General features: G+C 72.3%; 1 protein-coding gene and 2 pseudogenes. All 3 read left to right on the plus strand.

All coding sequences use genetic code 11. From position 1 onward, the window contains the following. Positions 1-154: 154 nt before the first annotated feature. Positions 155-460: pseudogene (locus ABZW03_RS40525) on the plus strand (hypothetical protein); the annotation flags it as partial. Positions 461-756: 296 nt separating this feature from the next. Beyond that, positions 757-1,002 (plus strand): annotated as a pseudogene (locus tag ABZW03_RS40530) (peptidoglycan-binding protein); the annotation flags it as partial. A gap of 53 nt (positions 1,003-1,055) precedes the next feature. Then, positions 1,056-1,622: a ricin-type beta-trefoil lectin domain protein gene (locus ABZW03_RS40535; RefSeq protein ID WP_355269846.1), complete on the plus strand. Its 567-nt coding sequence runs from the start codon at positions 1,056-1,058 to the stop codon at positions 1,620-1,622. The last annotated feature ends 105 nt before the right edge of the window (positions 1,623-1,727 follow it).

Below are 1,727 nucleotides of genomic sequence, written 5' to 3' on the forward strand. Positions count from 1 at the left end.
GGCTTGCACGCACAGACACACATGGCGGTGATCTTCGCGGACTCCAAGTCCGCGAAGATCACCGCCAACGCATCACAGCGTGCAGTTGATCAATTACCCAACACTTTCTGAGACCCCGACCGGCACCCATCCCAGCAACAAGGAGTCCACACCCATGTCCTCGAACGCGGCGGACCTGATCCGCGTCGCCCGCGACCAGGTCGGCTACCACGAGGGCCGCAGCGGCGGGCACTGGAACAACGTCCAGAAGTTCTCCCCCGCCGTCGCCGGCCTGGAGTGGTCCCAGGGGGAGGCCTGGTGCGCCACCTTCGTCGCCTGGTGCGCCGAGCAGTCCGGCAACGGCGGGCTCTTCCCGGTGTCCGCCTCCTGCGCGGAGGGCGTCGCCTGGTTCAAGGAGCGCGACCGCTTCACCGAGTACCCGGTGATCGGCGGCCAGGTCTTCTTCGGCCCGGGCGGCGGCAGCCACACCGGCATCTGCATCGCCTACACCAGCTCCACCATCACCACCGTCGAGGGCAACACCAACGACGGCGGCAGCTCCGAGGGCGACGGCGTCTACCTCAAGACCCGTGACCGCCGCTCGGACTGGGTCTACGGCTACGGCATCCCGGACTTCGCCGAGGGCGTGGTCCTCGCCGACCCGGAGTGGAAGGACCGGCCCGGGGCGCTCTACTTCGGGCAGGAGGCGTCCGCGGCGGACCGGCCGACCGGTGTCGCCCCGCCGGTGCCGACCCGGCGGCCGACGGCGGCGACGGCTACGAGCCCTTCCCCGGTGCCGACTTCTTCCACGACGGCCGGAACAGCGACGTCATCACCCGGATGGGCGAGCGCCTCGTCGCCGAGGGCTGCTCCGCCTACGCCGAGGGCCCCGGCCCCGAGTGGTCCGACGCGGACCGCGAGTCCTTCCGCAACTGGCAGCACAAGCTCGGCGACTCGGGCGCGGACGCCGACGGCATCCCCGGCCCCAAGCAGTGGGCCGCGCTCGCGGTCCCGCGCGGCTGACCCGGGCCGTCCACCGCACCCGGGTCCGTCCACCACACCAGAAGGAGAAACCCATGAGAACCATCACCCGTGCCCGCAGGCTCCTCGCCTCGCTCGGGGCCGTCGCGGCCGTCGCGGGGGCGGTCGTGGCGGGGGCGCCCGCCGCGCAGGCGGCGCAGGCCGGGGCCTGCGACTTCTCGCCGACCGTGAAGGGCATGGCGGCCGTGAACAACGGCTCCGGGGCCGGCGCGCTCGACCTGTTCCACGGCGTCGAGGCCAACGGTCAGCCGATCATCGTCTGGACGGCCAACCAGTCGCCCGCGCAGGCCTGGACGTTCTGGACGTACTGCGACGGCACCACGGCGATCTCGCACGGGCAGGACAAGGTGATCGACCTCGACACCGGTTCGGGCACGGTCCGCCTCTGGGACACCCCCGGCGGGCTGGACGGCCTCAACCAGCCGAACGGCGACTGGATGCCGGCCAACCAGAAGTGGCTGCTGACGGACAACGACGGCGGCTGGTACCTGATCCACAGCGCGGCCGTCGGGCAGTGCCTCACCTCCAACGGTGCCGGCCGGACCATCGGGATGACCGACTGCGACACCGCCGACCCGGCCCAGCGCTGGCTGCTGGGCTGACGGGCCACCGGGCCCGCCGGGTACCGGGGCCCCGTAGGCCCTCGGGCGGGGTCGGCGCTGCGGCGCCTTCACCTGCTTCTTCAGGAAGCGCGAGGCCGGCGCCAC

This window comes from Kitasatospora sp. NPDC004799 (assembly GCF_040609095.1).
Classification (GTDB): Bacteria; Actinomycetota; Actinomycetes; order Streptomycetales; family Streptomycetaceae; genus Kitasatospora.

Bases quoted from the DNA above. Each gene is read 5' to 3' on its own strand.
- ABZW03_RS40535 (WP_355269846.1), top strand. From the start codon at position 1,056: ATGAGAACCATCACCCGTGCCCGCAGGCTCCTCGCCTCGCTCGGGGCC.